This is a genomic window from Acinetobacter sp. 826659, from assembly GCF_000588515.1.
In the GTDB taxonomy this organism is placed as follows: Bacteria; Pseudomonadota; Gammaproteobacteria; order Pseudomonadales; family Moraxellaceae; genus Acinetobacter; species Acinetobacter pittii.
Genome location: NZ_JFYD01000004.1, coordinates 378,205 through 395,897, shown reverse-complemented (window position 1 = coordinate 395,897; position 17,693 = coordinate 378,205). Strand labels below are relative to the sequence as shown.

Genomic DNA, 17,693 nt, shown 5'->3' with positions numbered 1-17,693 from the left:
AACGACATGATCGATTGAAAAACAAGATAGGAAATGATTATGCAGCCAAAAGTTCATACAGTAACAACAAGTGATCAACAAACGCTTTGTGCTAAAACATGGGGTGACGAAAAAAATACTCCCTTGGTTTTAGTACATGGCTATCCAGACAATCAAGAAGTATGGGAATCAATCATTGAGCATTTGATTAATGACTTCTATATTGTTACTTACGATGTACGTGGAGCTGGTTTGTCATCTATACCAAAACGTATACGTGATTACCGTTTAGAGCGTTTATCTCTAGATCTCCAAGAAGTTATTGATGAGTTATTGCCAAATCGTCAATTCCATATGGCTGCACATGATTGGGGTTCGATTCAGTCTTGGGAGTCGGTCACTGAGCCTAAGTTCAAAGGTCGTTTATTATCATACACCACCATTTCTGGACCATGTCTTGATCATGCCGCTTTATTTTTACGTGATAAATTTAAATCTTCACCAGCTCAAATCTTAAAAATATTAACCAAATCTTGGTATATCGGGGCATTTCATCTTCCATTATTAGCACCCACCGTATGGTCTCTATTTAGTCCTGAAAAATGGGGTAAAGTTCTTACTCAGTTGGAAAGGAAAAGTAATTTACCTTTAAATAATAATATTAATGCTGATGGTAAATATGGCATTAATTTATATCGTGCCAATTTTATTCCCCGCTTAACTGGCCCACGTCAACGTTATGCACAGTGTCCAGTTAAGGCTGTTATTTTAAAATATGATACCTTTGTAAGCCCAGAATACATCACTGAAGCTATGCCAAAGTGGGTTGAAAAATTTGAATATGTAGAGCTTAACGCAAATCACTGGGCCATTCTGAGTGAGCCAGAGAAAATAGCAACTCATATTCGTGAGTTTATTAAAGCTCAAGCGTAACAGTGAAATAACTGCATAAAACTGTTAATTCGGCGATATTTTCGGCTTCATAGATATGAATCTGCTAGAATATCGCCTTTTGTTTTGCTCTGAACTTATTCATGAATGCTGTCGTTATTGCGATTGCAGTGATGTTCTTATTATCACTGGCGCGCGTTTCTGTCGTACTGACTTTAGTGGTTTCTGCCATTGTGGGCGGCCTCGTAGCAGGTTTAAGCCTTTCTCAAACCGTTGAAGCTTTTAACGCTGGTCTTGGCGATGGTGCTGAAGTTGCACTTGCCTATGCAGTGTTAGGGGCATTTGCTCTGGCTCTATCAAAATCTGGTTTACCTGATTTACTTGCCCATAAGCTGATTGGTTTATTGGGAATGGAAGCTGGGAAAAGCCGTCAGACTAAAGTGAAGTATCTCCTCTTAGGTATTTTATTAATTTCTGCTATTTTCTCTCAAAACCTTATTCCAGTTCATATTGCCTTTATTCCTGTACTGGTTCCGCCACTGTTACGGGTAATGAACCATTTAAAATTAGACCGCCGCGCCGCAGCCTGTGTACTTACGCTAGGTTTGGTTGGTACTTATATTTTTCTTCCGGTTGGATTTGGTGCAATTTTCCTTGAACAGATTCTGATGGGAAATATCAACAAAATTGGGGCAGCGTACGGCTTACATGTTGATCGGACAATGATGCCAATTGGCATGGCTATTCCTGTTTTAGGTATGGTGTTAGGCACCTTGGTTGCTGTATTTATTAGCTATCGTAAACCAAGAATTTATGCTGATCGTGCGATTACGCCTGTGACCACGATTGATTTAGATAAACCTATTCGCGCAACTACTCAAGTTGAAACAGCCGACTTAAAAGCAGATGCTGAAGAGTTAAAGCATGAAGCAGAGCAAGCACCAGTTATTGCAAAGAAAACAATCTTGATGGCACTACTCGCAATTGGCTTAACGCTCGCTGCGCAGCTATATTCAGGTTCGATGATTTTGGGTGGCTTAGTCGGTTTTGCTGTTCTATCTACTGCCGGAATTTTTAAATGGCAAGATGCAGATGATGTCTTTGTACAAGGCATGCGAATGATGGCTTTAGTGGGCTTCATCATGATCTCTGCTGCCGGTTTCGCCTCAGTAATGACTCATACTGGTGATATTAATCAGTTAGTAAATGGTGTAGTCGAGATTATTGGAGATAACCGCGCGCTTGCAGCATTCTTAATGCTTTGTATTGGCTTATTTGTGACAATTGGTATTGGTTCATCTTTCTCAAGTGTTCCTGTATTAGCTGTTATTTACGTGCCTTTATGCGTGCAGTTTGGTTTCTCACCATTAGCAACGATTGCACTTATTGGTACAGCAGCAGCATTAGGTGATGCTGGATCGCCAGCCTCTGATTCAACCTTAGGGCCAACAGCTGGTTTAGGTGTAGATGGGCAACATGACCATATTTGGGATACAGTCGTACCTACCTTTATTCACTTTAATATTCCGCTATTAATTTTTGGCTGGATCGCTGCAATGGTTTTATAAAGTTTTTATAAAATATTAAAGTATAAACCTTCTTGATAATGATCATTAGATTTAAATTAAGAAGGTTTTTTATTGTCTAAATAAAACATGTATTTAAAATAAATTATATTAAAACACTCGGAATTTAAAAGTATATTAAAATAGTTGGTAATATAAAATAATCTTGATTAATGAGGTTGGGATAAAAACCTATTAAAATAGTTGGATAATATATAATTTTATTTAAAACAGTAGTTTAAAAATAAACTATAAAATAATTTTATAATGAGTATTGCATGGTTTTAAAATAAATGTTTATTATAAATATAAATAAGATTGGAGATATTAAAGTGTTCAAAAAAGCTTTGGTTATTGCATTAATGGGGATGTCTTCTTTTACTTTTGCTGGTAACTGGCAAGTGAAATTTGGTGGTAGTGTTATTGCGCCATCAGAAGATACGACACTTGCTGAAAACACTGTAGTTGAAGCAGATGATGAATATGCTTTTACACCATCAGTAGAATACTTCTTTGGCCAGTCTCCATTTTCGGCAGAATTATTATTAGCAACGCCTGTTAATCACGATGTGTTGTTAAATGGAAATAAGGTAGCACGTATTAAACAATTACCACCAACAATTACAGCAAAATATCATTTTAAAAATTCGACTCGTTTCACTCCGTATATTGGTGTTGGTGCTACAGCATTTATTGCTTGGGATGAAGATGGTATTGTAAAAGATGTAAAAGAAGATTTTGGTGTAGCAGGACAAGTTGGTTTTAACTTCCAACCTGCTGATGCTAAAAATTGGGGCGTATTTGTAGATGTTCGTTATGCTGATTTAAGTCCTAAAGTTACTTTAAATGATGGGACTAAATTTAATTTAGATATTAATCCTTTTGTTTACACTTTAGGTTATAGCTATAAATTTTAAGCATAATAATAAATAGAAAAATATAATAATAAACCTAGACTCAGGCACCTCACATATATTTTATGTGAGGTTTTTTTATGAATTTTATTTGCACTAAAAAAAGCATAAAACAGACAGTTTTACACATCTTTTCTGCAAGTTTTTTTCTAAACTAATTTCTATTCATTACAAGCATGGGAATAAAAACATGAATAACAAATTAGTGATTTGTTTAGCACTCTTGAGCGGTATTGCTTTTACTCAAAATTTACAAGCTGCAAGTTTTTCGTGCGATGCTGTAAAAACAAAAACGGAAAAAAGTATTTGTAAAAACCGTTCTTTAAATGATGCAGATGTAAAAATGGCAACGACGTATCAAATCGTTCTGCATGCTTTACCTATGGGTGGGCGAGATAACCAGAAAGATACCCAGCAGCAATGGCTGAAAAAAAGAAATGCTTGTGCTGCCAATGTAAGTTGTATTAGCAAAGCTTACCAACAACGTCAAAAGCAGTTAGATACGATATTGCAAGATAGGGTGTTAAGCCACGGCCCATTTTAATTAGAGTAAAAATTTTTAATATTCAGGATTGAAAAATTCTAGAAGTACTCCATTCATAAAGCATTCGAGAACAAACAGCTTCAAAATTTAAGGAGTGATTTATGAGTGAACAAGCATCACAAAATTATAGTTTCCAAGCAGAAGTTGCCCAGCTTTTACATTTAGTGACGCATTCTCTCTATTCTAACCCTGAGATTTTCTTACGTGAGCTTATCTCTAATGCATCAGATGCATGTGATAAGTTACGTTTTGAAGGAATTAATCATCCTGAATATTATGAAAATGATCCAGACTTGCATGTACGAATCAGTTTAAATAAAGAAGATAAAACGTTAACGATCTCTGATAACGGTATTGGTTTAAGCCAGCAAGAAGCGATTGATAACTTAGGTACGATTGCGAAGTCAGGTACTAAAGATTTCATGTCAAAATTGACTGGCGATCAAAAAGCAGATGCTCAGTTGATTGGCCAATTTGGTGTGGGTTTTTATTCAGGTTTTATTGTTGCAGACAAGATTACGGTTGAATCACGCCGTGCGGGTCTAGATACATCTGAAGGGGTGCGCTGGATTAGTGGTGGTACAGGCGAGTTTGAAGTTCAGCAAATTGATAAGGCTTCCCGTGGTACTGACATTATTCTTCACTTACGTGATGATGCGCTTGATTATTTAGAATCTTATAAAGTTAAGCAAATCGTTAATAAATACTCTGACCACATTAGCTTGCCAATTGAAATGCAAAAAGAAGTTTGGCAAGAAGAAGAGGTTGCTGAAGGTGAAGAGCCTAAAGGCGGCCAAATGGTCAAAACTGACGAGTGGGAAGCGATTAACTCGGCAAGTGCTTTATGGACACGTAATAAAAGCGAAGTGACTGAAGAGCAATATATTGAGTTCTATAAAAACTTAACTCATGACTTTGAAGCACCACTGGCTTGGGCACATAACCGTGTTGAAGGTAGTACGGAATATACCCAATTACTCTATATTCCAAGTAAAGCGCCACATGACATTTTTACACGTGAAGCAAAAGCAGGAATTAAGCTGTATGTAAAACGCGTCTTTATTATGGACGATGCGGATAATTTAATTCCAAACTATTTACGCTTTGTCCAAGGTGTAGTGGACAGCGCTGACTTGCCGCTTAATGTTAGCCGTGAGTTGTTGCAAGAAAGCCGTGACGTCAAAACGATTCGTGAAGGTAATGCACGCCGTGTATTAACTGTACTTGATGGTTTGGCTAAATCGGAAGATGAAAAAGACCAAGAAAAATTCAAGACTTTCTATAGTGAGTTTGGCTCAGTACTTAAAGAAGGCTTGGGCGAAGACTTTGGTAACCGTGAACGTATTTTAAAATTATTACGTTATGCGACTTCAACAAATGATGAAGTAACGACTTCTTTTGCTGACTATAAGGCACGTATGAAAGAGGGCCAAAAAGCCATCTATTATGTGACTGCTGACAGTCTAGTAGCAGCGAAAAACTCGCCGCAGCTTGAGTTGTTTAAGAAAAAAGGCATTGAAGTATTATTAATGGCAGAGCGCGTTGACGAATGGGCAATGAATTTTGTTCAAGAGTTTGACGGTACGCCATTAAAGAATGTGTCGAAAGGGGCTGTTGATTTAGGCGATTTGCAAGATGCTGAAGAGAAGAAAGCACTTGAGCAAGCAGCTGAACAGTTTAAGCCTGTTGTTGAGAAACTAAGTGACTCATTAAAGGCTAAAACTAAAGAAGTACGTGTAACTACACGACTAGTTGATTCTCCAGCGTGTTTAGTAACAAGTGAAGGTGAATTATCTCCACAACTTATTCGTATGCTAAAACAAGGGGGGAAAGCCGTACCTGAAATTAAGCCAATTTTAGAAATTAACCCTGAGCATCCTTTAGTGAAAAAACTTGAAGGTTCAGAGCAGTTTGATGACTTGGCAAACGTGATTTTCGATCAGGCTGTAATTGCAGAAGGTGGTTTACCAGAAGACCCAGCAGCTTATGTGAAACGTATTAATAGCTTATTGTTGAAATAATTTTATGATATAAAAAAGCCTCTGGACTATCAGGGGCTTTTTTTTGTGGATAAAGAAAGAGTTATCCACAATTTGGGAATTTGTGATTAAAAATTAGCTTCTAGATTTATTTGAACGCTGAGTTGGTGTTTCGGATCATCATCAATATGGTTAAAAAAATTAAGATCATTTTGCATAAAAATCCAATCTCTCCATATCGGTTGGCGCCATGAAATATAAGGACCCCAGCTATTTAGTCGAATATCATTTTTGGTATATACGCCACCGCTATAAATACCGTAAGTTAGACTATTATCTTTTACAAACTCAAATTGTTGAAAAGTCCAATTGCCCCAGTTGTAATCTTCATTTTCGCTCTTATTTACATTAAATTTATTAGAAAATAATGTGTTATCTTGCATTTTTTGCGTTAGGTTTAGCGTGGTTTCAGTGTAGTTTCGGCTAGTAGAGCCGTAGCGAAATATCTGCTCTGTATCAAAGCTAATGTTATGTCTCAAATTCCATTTCTTTTTTGCCAGAAACTGGACATACACATCACTCTCAGAGTTAGAGCCTAAATCAAGGTTATTTTCAAAAGGCATCCATGTTGAAATGGTGGCCCAGCTTGCACTCAGTGGATTAGTAGCCGAAATCTGTGCCGATGAGGTCTTCTTTTTTTTCTTACCAAAGGCTTTATAAGTTTGTTCAGGCTGAGTCGCACGTTTCCATAACGTATCATTTCCAAATACAGCCATAAGCTCTTGAATTAAACCAGTATCAGCTAAAGCATTGTTTGCTTCTACTTCACAAGGTGAGCGTGAAAGTGATTGTGTTTTTACTTTAGTGAAACTCGTAGAAGAATAGGGATAACGCCGTGACCGTTGGTGTTTTAAAGAGTTATAAAAAAATTGAGTATGTGGAAGTAAAGCTAATACACCTAAACTATAAATACAAATGAAGACTGTCGATTTATTTTGAAATGAAGAAGATAATTGATTCATTTTTAAAGATAAGGAATCAAAAATAAAATTAGAACAATACTTTAAAAGGCTAATCTTAAAATTTTATTTAAAAGTATTTTGTTATTTATCACCTTGGATGAGGTCCAAGGTGATGCTTTTTAGCTTAAAAGAGTGCTTCTAGGCGTAAGAAGGTGCTGACAAAATGGTTACGGTCTTCGCGGTGATCATTCAAGTAATTTACATCGCCTTGTACAAAGAACCATTCACGTAAAACAGGTTGGCGCCATGAAACAAACGGTCCCCAACTGTTTAAACGCAAGTCATTGTTGTTGTAATAACCACCTGTATAAATCCCATAGTTAAAACGGTTGTTTGCAAAGAAACTGTGTTCGCGGAAAGTTCTGTTTTCCCAAGCTAAATCATCGTCTTGATCATCTGCATAGGTCAGGCTGAATTGATTCGATAAAAACGGTTGATTTGGTCTAGCATGTGTAAGCTCAAGATTGGTACGCAAGTAGTTTTCGCTATCTATGCCGTAACGATAAATTTGTTCAGCATAAAACTTAAAATCATTACGAAGTTGCCAATCTCTCGATGCTTTTAAACGAACATAAATATCGTCCCCAGAACGAATACCTAAGTCGGCATCTGTTTCAAAAGGCAATTTTTTCGAGAAATTTGACCAACGTAAAGCAATTGAGCTGTTGTCATCTCGAGTTTGCTTACCATCTAATTTCTTATTAGAGTCTTGATTTGGGTTTTGGTTAATATTGGCTGGGCTGTTATTAAATTCATTATCTAAAGAGTCATCACCAAATACCACGCTTAAACGTTTTTCTAGCGTAGGGAGCTTAATTTTACCGCGAATTCTGGGCTTAATTTCAAAGTTGTCGTATTCATTCCAATAGTTATCAACCATTACCCGAATGGTTGCTGTTGCCGGTTTTTGTGGATCGACTTCACCAAACCAATTATCAATTTTTTCAGAAGTACGATCGGCCCAATTACGAATTTTCTTTTGCTTACGATCAACCCAGGTTTGGTCTTCTGTTTGTTCGGTAGGCGGAACAATAGGCTCATTAGACTGCTCTGGAAAAATGGTTGGGGTTGCATCCACCCAGCGCGGAATTTGATCTAAGAGGTTCTCGTCTGTGGTGACTTCAGTTTGTACTCCAGATGATGTACTTCCTATTTGTTGGTTTGCAGAAGAAGAGGCGGCCTCTGCATGAGCGATGCATACTGAACCAAATCCAATCGTTAAAAGTGCAAAAAGCTGCCGGTACGGCATTACATGAAATGTTTTCATATCTATCTTTATGTTTTGTTGTTGTTTCCACTTTTGTTGATTTTTCTAATAAAATCAAGAGGGAGACACAAAAGTTAAGTAAATTTAACTTTTTTTACATATTTGAAATAAATGAAAAAGTTTAAGCTATTAGCGATTATTTTTAGCCAAAAAAAATCCCCCAGTGAAGGGGGATGATAGATCAAGGAAACTTCAAATTCCGATCATTAAACACATAAAAAACAGAACATTACAGCGCGAATATTCTTAGCGGCAATAATAAACTGATTTTTAGCAATTAGATAGTTCTTTTTTTAGAACGCTCTATTGCTAAAATGATGATAAAACATACGATTTGATCACATTTTAATTGTGTTCATTTATTTCTTTGGAATATCACAAGTTTCATCGGTACAAACAGCCGCATCATCTTGCTCGACTTCTTCAGTATTTGCTTTGATTTGTGCTTTTTCCAAAACTTGTAAAAAGACTTCACGTGGTTGAGCGCCAGCAAGAGCGATTCTTTGGTCGAATACAAAAAATGGCACACCTGTTACATTAAGCTGCTCACGTGCAATTTTTTCATCATGGCGGACAAAGTCAGATAGTTCGTTGGTATCTAGTACGTATTCGACTTCAGCATTGTCTAAACCAATACGAGATGCAATTTCTTCTACAACTTCACGTTCGCCAATTGCGAGACCTTCGGTCATATAAGCATGGAAAAAAGCTTCTTTAGCTTCATTACCTAAACCTTTGCTTTGCGCAAGGTGAATAATACGGTGTGCATTGAAACTATTGCCTGAGTTCGCCTTTTGCCATTGGAAATCAATACCTTCAGAAGCAGCCATGGCCGCAATATTGCGCTCCATTTCTTCCATCTCTTCATAGGTACGGCCATATTTTTTAGCTAGACGTTCAGTATTTGAAGTGTCATGTTTAGCTGGCGCATCAGGATCTAATTCAAAACTATGCCAGTGAATTTCAAGATCAATACCTGCTTCAGCAGCTACATGCTCAAGGCGTTTTTTGCCGATATAACAGAAAGGGCAAACTACATCAGACCAGACATCAACACGCATGGGAGAATCTCATAAATTTTAATTACCCATCATAATAGGGATGATGGATAAGGATTTAAAGCTTTCAGTAGCGAATACAGTGTTGCGTATTGTGAAATAAATGGCATATAAAGAAGAATAAGCTCTATTTTATAACTATAAAGAGCAAAACTATAAGAAGGGAAATAGGAGGTGTGTATGCGCCGAGTTTTGATTGCGATTGCAAGTTTGATTGTTATCACAAGCATTATTTTTTTCACCTATCAGCATATCAAACAGCAGCAAGCCAAAGACAGTAGTCAAATGTTTGATGTCGTCATGACTGAAAAAATGAATCAGCTTTACGAACAAGCACAAGACTGGTCTAAACCCGTCCAGCTCGATATTCACGATAAGCGTTTGGCAGGACACTATAAGCAAATTTCAGAATTCCTTTTAAGTTATTGGATTCAAAATATTAATGCACGTAATGCATACTTAAGAGAACTCAAAGCAGCCAAATGGGATACTTTCTTAAATGTGGACCGTTTAGATATTGATAAAAAACAAAAATTTGCAGAAACCGAAAAGATGCTAGCTGATGTTCGTACAGCTTCGGATCAGTATCAAACTGAATATGAAAAGATTCATAAAACTTTCTTAGCAAAGGTTCAAGAATTATCTGTTGATGCAGAAATGAGGCAACTGCTCGAAATGAAATTGGGAACTCAGCAAAAAGCAGATCAAGACCATGCAATTTTTATGATTGAGTTACAAATTTTGGATAAAGCAGAAGAAATGTTTAAGCTTCTAAAAAATTATGAATGGCAAAAGAAAGATCAGATGATTCTTTTTCATGAAAATGCTCAGGTCAAAAAATTTAACGGGCTTTATCAAGATGTTCTAAAGCTAAATGCAAAAATTGAAAAAATTAAGAAAAAAAATGTAGCTGCACTCGAAGGAGATTTAAAAGAATAAGCAAAGCATGAGCATCAAATATTATGATTTGGTGCTCTCGACTTTTCCTTTGGTTAAAAAAGATTGTAATAAACTTTGAGAAGTTTGTAGTTTGTTTAACTGCTCAGACACATGCATGAGTTCAGTTTGCAATTTTTCTTGAACCACTGAACACAGGGTAAATATACGTTCATCTAAATCAAAACAAGGCAGCAAAACCTGAATATCTTTTAGATGCATGCCTGCATCATTTAATATTTTAATTTTCTTAATATTTTCAATATCTTTTTGCGTATAACTTCGATAGTTATTACTCGCTCGAAGAGGCTGTATAAGCCCTAAGCTCTCGTAATAACGCAGCATACGAGGACTTACTTTTGTGAGCTCGGCAACTTTAGCTAAGTTCATAAAATGGGGTTGACCTTAACATTGGTGTCATAGTTTAGCATGTTTTTATCTTTCAAAATGGTACTTGTTCAATGATCAGAAAACTCATTTTATTGGTGTTATTCGGATTAATGTCATTTGTTGCAAATGCCAAAACACTTGAACTTCAGGAGAAGAACATGCCTCAAATATTTGTGCTTCATGGTTACTCTGCTTCTATCGATGATCATTGGTTTCTAGATTTAAAACATCAAATAGAAGATGAACATACAACGGTTACCTTAATTCCATTTCCAGATTCTGAGAATCCGGACGTAGATGCATGGCAAAAGGTTTTAGACCAACAGATCCCTAAGGTGGATGAGAATACCTATTTTGTTGCGCACAGTTTAGGGGTGATTACGTTACTGCACTTTTTGCAAAGACATGACTATCAAAATATTGGAGGAATAATTTTAGTATCCGGATTCTCTGGTCTCATTTCAGATTCTTCTGTTCTTAATAGTTATATAACGAAGAGTAAAGTCGATACGGATTACTTTAAGGACATAAAGAAAAAGCTGGTGTATTTATCTGATAATGATGATTTGGTTCCGCCCAAACTGACTATTGAATTGGCGAAAGAAATTGATGCGCCGTACATTACTGTTCCTAATGGCGGGCATTTTTTAGGTAGAGAAGGTTATACGAAATTTCCGCAATTAGTTGATTCTTTAAAACAGATGTTAGAGAGCAAATAAAATTTATAAGATAAATCGCACTCTATAATCTGAACACTTTTGTTCAAGTTATAGAGTGCTTTATAGGATGCAGTTTTTATAAATAGAAGAACCGTACTTTTACATTAAAAAATTTAATTATATTTACCGTTTATCTGAGCCTTACTGAATCAAATTCGACTTTGTTGTAGCCTATTTATAGATACTTTTAATTTAATCATCATCTTTTAATTGAAATAGGGTGACTGATTTTTGGAGCAAGTTATGAACTTTCTAAAACAATCAGCTTTCATTGCTGCATTTGCTTTTATGGGTTTACCGACTGTTCAAGCAGAAGAAGTGGCTACTTTACCAACAATTCGCGTTATGGCTGAATCTGAGTTACGTGAAGAGGTGGGTTTTGTACCTTTCCAAGAAGATAAAAAAGTGCGCCAGGCACTGCAACATCATGAGTATAAAACTCATTACGATATACAGAATGCTTTAGTCCCTGAAGGCATGACGACAGTAGATTATCAGCCAGTTATGGCACAACCTGATTTGTCTCAACTTTCTCCATTCTTACAACAATACATTTTAGCGGTAGCGGGTGGAATACAGTCTTCTGATCCAACCAACGGCATTTTTGAAATGTTAAGACCTTTGAATATTAACCGAAGTAATGTTGGTGCTTATCGTGATGGTACGATGAAAGTTAACCTTAATGACCTCATAAATTTACAACAGCAAATTCAAGATGGGTTAAAAGGCCGATAAAATAAAAATCCCCGCATTGAGCGGGGATTTTTTTATCTTGGTGTTAATTAAACACGTTCGATCACTGTTGCAATACCTTGACCAAGGCCGATACACATGGTCGCAAGACCGATTTGAGTATCTTGTTGTTCCATTACGTTTAACAACGTAGTGGTGATACGCGCACCAGAACAGCCTAGTGGATGACCCAAAGCAATTGCACCACCATTTAAGTTAATGATGTCTTGCTTGTCATAAATACCTAAGCCTTTCATTACTGATAAGCCTTGAGCAGCGAATGCTTCGTTTAACTCGATAGTTTGAATATCAGCCATCGTTAAACCAGCACGTTTAAGCGCTTTCTGAGTTGCTGGAACTGGACCGTAACCCATGATTGCAGCATCACAACCTGCAACTGCCATAGAGCGAATTACAGCGCGTGGTTTTAAACCTAACGCTTGGGCGCGTTCAGCAGACATAAGTAACATTGCAGAAGCACCATCAGACAAAGCTGAAGATGTAGCCGCAGTTACCGTACCGCCTTTCGGGTCAAATACAGGACGTAATGCTTTGAACGCTTCAAGGTTTGCATCTGGACGAATTACTTCGTCGATGTCGCAAAGGATTTTAAAGCCATTAGCATCGTGGCCTTCAACACCAACGATTTCGTTTTTGAAACGACCTTCTTGAGTTGCAGCCCAAGCACGGCGGTGAGATTCAACACCAAAAGCGTCTTGCTCTTCACGGCTAATGCCATTCATACGACCTAACATTTCAGCAGTTAAGCCCATCATGTTAGATGCTTTTGCATAGTGTTTAGATGCTTCTGGGTTTAGGTCGATGCCATGCATCATACCTACGTGGCCCATGTGCTCAACACCACCAATAATGAAGATATCACCTTGGTTAGTTGCAATCTGTGCAGCAGCAGTATGAAGCGCTTGCATAGAAGAACCACAAAGACGGTTTACTGTTTGACCAGCAACAGTTTTTGGTAAGTCAGCCAATAAGCCGATGTTACGGCCAATGTTCATACCTTGTTCTAGAGTCTGGTTTACACAGCCCCAGATCAGATCTTCAACTTCGTTTACATCAAACTGGTTACGGGCAACGAGTGCACGAACCAATTCAGCAGATAAGCTGTCAGCACGTACATTACGGAACATACCGTTTTTGGTTTTACCCATTGCAGAACGTACGCCATCAACGATGACAACGTCACGTGGATTTAAAGTAGCCATTCACGTTGCTCCTTAACCGTAGAATTTTTTGTTGTTAGCAGCCATGTCGCGCAACATTTGTGGCGCTTCATAAGCCTTACCTAAGTGTGCATATTTGTCGCAAAGTGCAACGTATTCAGCAACACCTGTCTGGTCGATATAACGACATGGACCACCACGGAATGGAGGGAAACCTACACCCATAATCATTGCCATGTCTGCTTCAGCAGCAGTTGCAACGATGTTGTCTTCTAAGCAACGAACTGTTTCGTTACAGAAAGCAAGCATCATGCGGTCAATGATTTCTTGGTTATCAAACTCGCGTTTCTCACCCGTTACGAAAGGAGCAATGATTTCATACGCTGTTGGATCAACAGTTTTTGCTTTTTTGCCTTTCTTATCGAGTTCGTATTTGTAGAAACCAACGTCATTCTTTTGACCAAGTCGTTTAGCTTCGTACATTGCTTGGATTGAACCTTTAAAGTCTGGCTTCATACGGTCTGGGAAACCTTCAGCCATGACTTCTGCACCATGTACACCCGTGTCGATACCTACAACGTCGATGAGGTAAGCAGGACCCATTGGCCAGCCAAATTTCGACATTACATTGTCAACTTGCTGGAAGTCTGCGCCGTCTTTTACAAGAAGGTCAAACGCACCAAAGTAAGGGAACAATACACGGTTAACCAAGAACCCTGGGCAGTCGTTTACAACGATTGGTGTTTTACCCATTTTTTGAGCAAGAACAACAGTAGTTGCAATCGCTTCTTCAGAAGTCTTTTCACCACGAATCACTTCTACAAGCGGCATCATGTGAACTGGGTTGAAGAAGTGCATACCTACAAAGTTTTCAGGACGTTGTAATGCTTTTGCTAAACGTGTGATTGAAATCGTAGAAGTATTAGAAGCAATAATCGTATTTTCACGAACATTCTTCTCAGTATCCGCAAGTACCATTTCTTTTACTTTTGGATTTTCTGTAACTGCTTCGATCACGATGTCAACTTCTTTAAACTCATCGTAGCTTAAAGTAGGACGGATACGTGCAAGCGTTTCACCCATTTGCGCAGGTTTCATTTTCTTACGTTCAACTTGTTTAGTTAACAAGCTGTTCGCTTCTTTCATACCTAGGGCAAGTTGTGGATTACCAATATCTTTCATGATAATTGGTGTGCCTTTGCTTGCTGCTTGGTAAGCAATACCACCACCCATGATACCAGCACCAAGTACAGCTGCTTGGTTTACAGGGTGTGCACCTTTTTCATATTTTTTAGCAGTTTTCTTAACAACTTGGTCATTGAGGAATAAACCAATCAATGCACCAGCTTGTGGCGTAATCGCAGCTTTTGCAAAACCTTCAGCTTCAGCTTTTAATGCTTCGTCACGCGCAAGACTTGCACCCGCTTGTAATGAATCAAGTAATAATTTTGGAGCAGGGTATTGAGCAGGGTTTGCTTTAGCAAGCACTGCACCTTTTGCAGTATTGAACGCCATCATTTGTTCAAGTGGGTTCAATTTTACAGCTTCAAGCTTTTCTTGACGTTTTGCTTTCCAGTTTAAACGACCAGAAATTGCTTGCTTAACTAAGTCAGTTGCAGCTTCAAGTAATTTATCAGCAGCTACAACCGCATCTACCGCACCATCTTTTAGGGCAGCAGCTGGTTTTTTAGGAGCAGCCATCGCCATCCATTCAACCGCGTTGTCGATACCAATCAGACGGCTTAAACGTACGCTACCGCCAAAACCTGGGTAAATACCAAGTTTAATTTCCGGTAAGCCCACTTGTGCAGCTTCTGACATCACACGATAGTCACAAACTAAACACATTTCAAAACCGCCACCTAACGCCATACCGTTAATAGCAACAACTTTTGGAATTTCTAAATCTTCAAAGCTATTGAAGATTTCGTGAACAGGCATAAGCCAGTCAACAATCGCTTTTTCGCCTTGTGCGAAGTTTTCACCAAATTCGGTAATGTCTGCCCCAACAATAAATGTCGATTTGCCCGAGGTAACAACTAAGCCTTTAATATCATTATTTGCTTTTACCGCAGCAATAGCAGCTTGGAAATCTTCAATTGTTGCACGGTTAAATTTATTGACCGACTCACCTTGTAAGTCAAAGCGGAATTCTGCAATTCCGTCCGAAAGCATTTGGACGGTAATGGCATTGCCAGCGTGGATCATGCCTGATCTCCTTAGTTTTGGAGGACTTCTAAGTTGATGTTATGAAGCGTGTGCACATCTTAGGTACACATTTATGCTTCGCTAATCTTACGATAACTATATCTAAAAAAAACCTGACAAGTTGTATCAAGCCGTGACGCAAGGGTCATCTTATTTATTATTCAATTCATCTATATGAAATGCATAAAAGAAATCATAAAGATAGCTAATAACGAAAGACATTTGTTTTAATTTAACTTTTTCTTGATAATGCATTGGAATTATCAAATTTTTATATAAAAAACGAATAAGTTTTAAAAGTTAATTTTTTGTCAAAAATGTCAATTGTTAGGGGGATCATCTGTAAATAACAGTAATAATAGTAATAAATTTTAACTTCCTTAAATTTATGGAAAAATACACTATATTTAAAATTTTTATTACACCAGCGCTGTCTATTATTTGACTTAATTTTTTTACATTCGCTTTTTCTAAGTCAATTTTGTTAAAATTTGCGCCAATTAAATAAACTTCCGGTTTCTCTCTCCTTAAATATAAGGTGAAGTTGCCCCTAATCTTTTGAAAGAGTAGCAATATGATTAAGTGGATCATATTAGCGATTTTTGTGATATCAGCATTGTATATCCAACATCGCGGCAAAGTGCGTCACTCGTTTTATCGTCAATTTTTTGACCATTCAACCTTGCTCGCACCGATTAATTTTTTAATGTACATCTTTTCAAAGGTGCCGAATCAGCCTTATATCGACACACAGCATTTTAAAGATTTAAAAGTGCTGGATGAAAATTGGGAAATGATTCGAGATGAAGCGAAAGCTTTATATGACCAAGGCGGAATTAAAGCTTCAAGTACCTATAACGACTTAGGTTTTAACTCATTCTTTAAAACAGGTTGGAAGCGTTTTTACCTAAAATGGTATGAATCGAGTCATCCATCTGCTGCTGAGCTTTGCCCAAAAACTACAGCACTTCTTAAAACATTGCCGACAATTAAAGCAGCAATGTTTACCGAGCTTGCACCTGACAGCCGTTTGGTAAGACACCGTGATCCATATGCAGGTTCTTTGCGTTATCACTTAGGTCTAATTACACCAAATGATGACCGTTGTTTTATTGATGTCGATGGTGAAAGATATTCTTGGCGTGATGGTCAAAGTGTTGTGTTTGATGAAACTTATATTCACTATGCTGAAAATAAGACTGATCAAAACCGTATTATTTTCTTTGCAGACGTTGAGCGTCCAATGAAAGTAAAATGGATGGAGCGTTTCAACCATTGGTTTGGTCGTAATGTGATGACTGCGGCAAGTTCACCGAATGAAACAGGCGACCAAACAGGTGGCCTAAATAAAGCTTTTGGTTATGTCTATCAAATTCGTATTAAAGCTAAAGCATTAAAAGCTAAAAACCGTAAGTTGTATTACTTCTTAAAATGGTTCCTCATGCTTGGGATTTTCTTCCTGATTTTTGTTCGACCATATGTATTTTAATTAAAGCGCCCGAAAGGGCGTTTTTTTATGACATAAAGCATTCAATAGCTTTTGTGATCTATTTCACAGCGCTGGTAATTTGTTACAACTATTAAAAGCCAATAGGCAATTTTGATTCTACAATGGCGCGGTTTTTTCGAAGACTGGTCAGCGGAAGTAGGTTTTAAAATGGCTCATGCTCATCACGCAGCTCATGCACATGTTCATCATATCGAAGAGAGAAAAGAAGACAGTTCTCAAGGCGATTTAAAAACAAAAGTGATGTTAAGACAAGCAGCTTCGACAACTGAAAAATCTAATCGATCTAGAACTAAAAATCATAAAACTGAAGACCAAAATATTAATTTGCATAAGTTCTCAAGTAAGCTCGAAAGTATCTCTGCCAACCATAGTAAAGAGAAATGCGCCAAAAATATCCGTATTGCTCTACAAGCGGCTGGAGCAGATGTATCAAAGCATCCTGTAGCTGCTTCTGATTGGGGGCAAACGTTAGAAAAGAATGGTTATAAGAAAATTAAACCTGCTTTCAACCGTCCACAAGAAGGTGACATTTACATTATTGAGCGAACAAGTGGTCACACTTATGGTCATATTGCAGGCTATACGGGCAATGGTTGGTTCTCGGATTTTCGTCAAAAAACCTATGCGGTGTATAAAGAAAAAGACGTTAAATATAGTTACTATCGTCTAGATTCTTAAGCGAGTACGACACAATCTGTCGGACCATATTTAAATCCCTTTCCAAATTTATGTTCTGGCACAGTAAAGCACTTGAAAAGTAAGGATGAAAACATCACATTAGGTATTCAGTATTAAGCC

General features: G+C 37.6%; 17 protein-coding genes. 10 read left to right on the top strand and 7 right to left on the bottom strand.

What is annotated here, in order from left to right; translation table 11 throughout:
• Positions 1 to 33: 33 nt before the first annotated feature.
• From J663_RS10940 to htpG, 5 genes are all read left to right on the top strand, one after another.
• On the top strand, positions 34 to 912 hold the full coding sequence (locus J663_RS10940) for an alpha/beta fold hydrolase (RefSeq protein WP_080776836.1): 879 nt from the start codon (positions 34 to 36) through the stop codon (positions 910 to 912).
• 101 nt (positions 913 to 1,013) lie between these two features.
• Positions 1,014 to 2,438: a Na+/H+ antiporter family protein gene (locus J663_RS10935; protein WP_033849644.1), complete on the top strand. Its 1,425-nt coding sequence runs from the start codon at positions 1,014 to 1,016 to the stop codon at positions 2,436 to 2,438.
• Positions 2,439 to 2,767: 329 nt separating this feature from the next.
• Positions 2,768 to 3,352 carry an OmpW/AlkL family protein gene (locus J663_RS10930; RefSeq protein WP_033849642.1) on the top strand — a complete coding sequence of 195 codons (585 nt, stop codon included), beginning with the start codon at positions 2,768 to 2,770 and terminating at the stop codon, positions 3,350 to 3,352.
• A 187-nt stretch (positions 3,353 to 3,539) separates the two neighbouring features.
• Complete coding sequence (locus tag J663_RS10925; protein ID WP_033849641.1) at positions 3,540 to 3,893, top strand: lysozyme inhibitor LprI family protein; 354 nt, start codon at positions 3,540 to 3,542, stop codon at positions 3,891 to 3,893.
• 101 nt (positions 3,894 to 3,994) lie between these two features.
• Entirely contained in the window at positions 3,995 to 5,914 is a 1,920-nt protein-coding gene (gene htpG / locus J663_RS10920; protein WP_033849639.1) for a molecular chaperone HtpG, read from the top strand.
• Positions 5,915 to 6,000: 86 nt separating this feature from the next.
• Here the strand turns inward: htpG and J663_RS10915 are convergent, their stop codons facing one another.
• From J663_RS10915 to J663_RS10905, 3 genes are all read right to left on the bottom strand, one after another.
• Positions 6,001 to 6,894, bottom strand: a complete 894-nt coding sequence (locus J663_RS10915; protein WP_033849637.1) for a hypothetical protein — start codon at positions 6,892 to 6,894, stop codon at positions 6,001 to 6,003.
• 124 nt (positions 6,895 to 7,018) lie between these two features.
• Complete coding sequence (locus tag J663_RS10910) at positions 7,019 to 8,161, bottom strand: hypothetical protein (RefSeq protein WP_033849634.1); 1,143 nt, start codon at positions 8,159 to 8,161, stop codon at positions 7,019 to 7,021.
• A 359-nt stretch (positions 8,162 to 8,520) separates the two neighbouring features.
• On the bottom strand, positions 8,521 to 9,222 hold the full coding sequence (locus tag J663_RS10905) for a DsbA family oxidoreductase (RefSeq protein ID WP_033849633.1): 702 nt from the start codon (positions 9,220 to 9,222) through the stop codon (positions 8,521 to 8,523).
• A gap of 177 nt (positions 9,223 to 9,399) precedes the next feature.
• Between J663_RS10905 and J663_RS10900 the strand changes: the two genes are divergently transcribed.
• Positions 9,400 to 10,158 carry a hypothetical protein gene (locus J663_RS10900; protein ID WP_033849632.1) on the top strand — a complete coding sequence of 253 codons (759 nt, stop codon included), beginning with the start codon at positions 9,400 to 9,402 and terminating at the stop codon, positions 10,156 to 10,158.
• A gap of 21 nt (positions 10,159 to 10,179) precedes the next feature.
• Here J663_RS10900 and J663_RS10895 read toward each other — a convergent pair whose 3' ends face one another.
• Complete coding sequence (locus J663_RS10895; protein ID WP_033849630.1) at positions 10,180 to 10,545, bottom strand: MerR family transcriptional regulator; 366 nt, start codon at positions 10,543 to 10,545, stop codon at positions 10,180 to 10,182.
• A gap of 71 nt (positions 10,546 to 10,616) precedes the next feature.
• Between J663_RS10895 and J663_RS10890 the strand changes: the two genes are divergently transcribed.
• Complete coding sequence (locus J663_RS10890) at positions 10,617 to 11,264, top strand: RBBP9/YdeN family alpha/beta hydrolase (protein ID WP_068972718.1); 648 nt, start codon at positions 10,617 to 10,619, stop codon at positions 11,262 to 11,264.
• 243 nt (positions 11,265 to 11,507) lie between these two features.
• The gene (locus J663_RS10885) at positions 11,508 to 11,999 is read left to right on the top strand and encodes a hypothetical protein (protein ID WP_032005710.1); all 492 of its coding nucleotides are present in this window, start codon (positions 11,508 to 11,510) and stop codon (positions 11,997 to 11,999) included.
• Between the two features lie 47 nt (positions 12,000 to 12,046).
• Here J663_RS10885 and fadA read toward each other — a convergent pair whose 3' ends face one another.
• The 3 genes from fadA to J663_RS18935 all read right to left on the bottom strand — a co-directional run bounded on the left by fadA (position 12,047) and on the right by J663_RS18935 (position 15,652).
• Entirely contained in the window at positions 12,047 to 13,219 is a 1,173-nt protein-coding gene (gene fadA, locus J663_RS10880; protein ID WP_005065826.1) for an acetyl-CoA C-acyltransferase FadA, read from the bottom strand.
• Positions 13,220 to 13,231: 12 nt separating this feature from the next.
• The gene (fadB, locus tag J663_RS10875; RefSeq protein WP_017398716.1) at positions 13,232 to 15,385 is read right to left on the bottom strand and encodes a fatty acid oxidation complex subunit alpha FadB; all 2,154 of its coding nucleotides are present in this window, start codon (positions 15,383 to 15,385) and stop codon (positions 13,232 to 13,234) included.
• Between the two features lie 150 nt (positions 15,386 to 15,535).
• Positions 15,536 to 15,652 carry a hypothetical protein gene (locus tag J663_RS18935; protein WP_081404698.1) on the bottom strand — a complete coding sequence of 39 codons (117 nt, stop codon included), beginning with the start codon at positions 15,650 to 15,652 and terminating at the stop codon, positions 15,536 to 15,538.
• 307 nt (positions 15,653 to 15,959) lie between these two features.
• On the opposite strand from J663_RS18935, the gene lpxO reads away from it, so the two are divergent.
• Positions 15,960 to 16,874, top strand: coding sequence for a lipid A hydroxylase LpxO (gene lpxO, locus J663_RS10865; protein ID WP_000598899.1), 915 nt, complete (start codon positions 15,960 to 15,962; stop codon positions 16,872 to 16,874).
• Between the two features lie 168 nt (positions 16,875 to 17,042).
• A complete protein-coding gene (locus tag J663_RS10860; RefSeq protein ID WP_033849668.1) occupies positions 17,043 to 17,573 on the top strand; it encodes a peptidoglycan hydrolase in 531 nt (176 codons plus the stop codon).
• Positions 17,574 to 17,693 lie beyond the last annotated feature (120 nt).